This window comes from Siculibacillus lacustris (assembly GCF_004328075.1).
GTDB classification, from domain to species: domain Bacteria; phylum Pseudomonadota; class Alphaproteobacteria; order Rhizobiales; family Ancalomicrobiaceae; genus Siculibacillus; species Siculibacillus lacustris.
Genome location: NZ_SJFN01000087.1, coordinates 1 through 1,200, shown reverse-complemented (window position 1 = coordinate 1,200; position 1,200 = coordinate 1). Strand labels below are relative to the sequence as shown.

General features: G+C 63.1%; 3 protein-coding genes. 2 read left to right on the top strand and 1 reads right to left on the bottom strand.

The genetic code is table 11. The features are described 5' to 3' along the window. Nucleotides 1-134: sigma factor-like helix-turn-helix DNA-binding protein (locus EYW49_RS22840; RefSeq protein WP_131309656.1), on the bottom strand; the 134-nt coding region annotated here is incomplete at its 3' end. On the opposite strand from EYW49_RS22840, the gene EYW49_RS22835 reads away from it, so the two are divergent. Next, entirely contained in the window at nucleotides 133-858 is a 726-nt protein-coding gene (locus tag EYW49_RS22835; RefSeq protein WP_131312039.1) for a Mu transposase domain-containing protein, read from the top strand. The two genes, EYW49_RS22840 and EYW49_RS22835, sit on opposite strands and share 2 nt — an antisense overlap. Then, a complete protein-coding gene (locus EYW49_RS23200) occupies nucleotides 855-1,016 on the top strand; it encodes a hypothetical protein (protein ID WP_165498388.1) in 162 nt (53 codons plus the stop codon). Before EYW49_RS22835 ends, EYW49_RS23200 begins: the two co-directional genes overlap by 4 nt. Nucleotides 1,017-1,200: the final 184 nt, after the last annotated feature.

Sequence of the window (1,200 nt, the reverse complement as noted above, 5' to 3'; positions counted from 1 at the left end):
AACCGAGGCTCGACGCTGTCGGACCGCAGGTACTTGCGGACCGTGTTCCTCGAAAGCCCGGTGCGCCGGGAAATCTCTCGGATCGAGAAATGATCCCGATAGTGCCAGCGCCGGATGACGCTCAATAACTCCATGTCGATCACTCCGCTGTCCCCCGCACCAGTGGCGAGGGAGGAGGTTCAAACATGGGTCAATTCTCGATGGAAAAATCCCTGCCGCCTGGGTCAGTTCTCCGCGGAAATCAACAGCGAGACCCTCGCAGCCCTCCCCAAGCGCCGAACCACCGACTTCACGACGGTCACGGCGAAGGTGACGCGCAACAGCACCATCAGCGTCGATCGGATCGTCTATTCCGTCCCGTCCCGGCTCATCGGCCACAAGATCGAAGTGCGCCTCTTCGATGACCGGCTGGAATGCTTCTTCGGACCCGACCACGTCATGCGCCCGACGCGCGTGAGGACCGACCGCGTGCGCGGCCACTCGATCGATTATCACCATCTGATCGGCACGCTGCGGCGCAAGCCGCAGGCCCTGCGATACCTCGTCTACCGCGAAGCTCTCTTCCCACACGCCGCCTACGCTCGCGCCTGGGCCGCCCTGGACGATGCCCTGCCACCCAGAGACGCCTGCCGGACCACCGTCGGATTGTTGGCTCTGGCCTCGACCTGCGAAGCCTGCGAGATCGCCCTGGCCGCCCGTCTCGACGCGATCCTCGACGCCGGCCGTCTGCCCGACCTCGCCGTCCTCGAGAAGGAGTTCGCCAGCAAGCCGAACACGGCCAGCGATGTCACCATCCCAGAGCCGAACCTCAAAGCCTATGATCGACTTCTGCTCTCGGGTTGCGAGGGACGGCCATGACCGACACACCCGAGACCGACGCCGCCTTCCTCGCCTCCTTGCTGACCGAACTGCGCCTACCCTCCATCGCGCGTCATTGGCGACGCATCGCCGAGACTGCGGGTTTCGGTAATGTCCGGACAGCGTTTTCGGTAATCTCCGGACAGCTCTTTCACTAATTCCCGGACAGCAATTCCGGTAATTCCCGGACAGTTTTGATGGCCGGTTCTCGGCTGCGCCGTTTGGCAGGTTGGGCTCTCACGAAGAAGAGAGGCCGACATGCCCAGACGGAAGCAAGCGAGACGAACGACCGTGAGAGATATCCGGACGATCCTGCGCCTGACCCATGAGCAGGGCCTATCA

Coding starts and splice junctions, on each gene's coding strand:
- EYW49_RS23200 (WP_165498388.1), top strand. CDS start 855: ATGACCGACACACCCGAGACCGACGCCGCCTTCCTCGCCTCCTTGCTG.
- EYW49_RS22835 (WP_131312039.1), top strand. CDS start 133: ATGTCGATCACTCCGCTGTCCCCCGCACCAGTGGCGAGGGAGGAGGTT.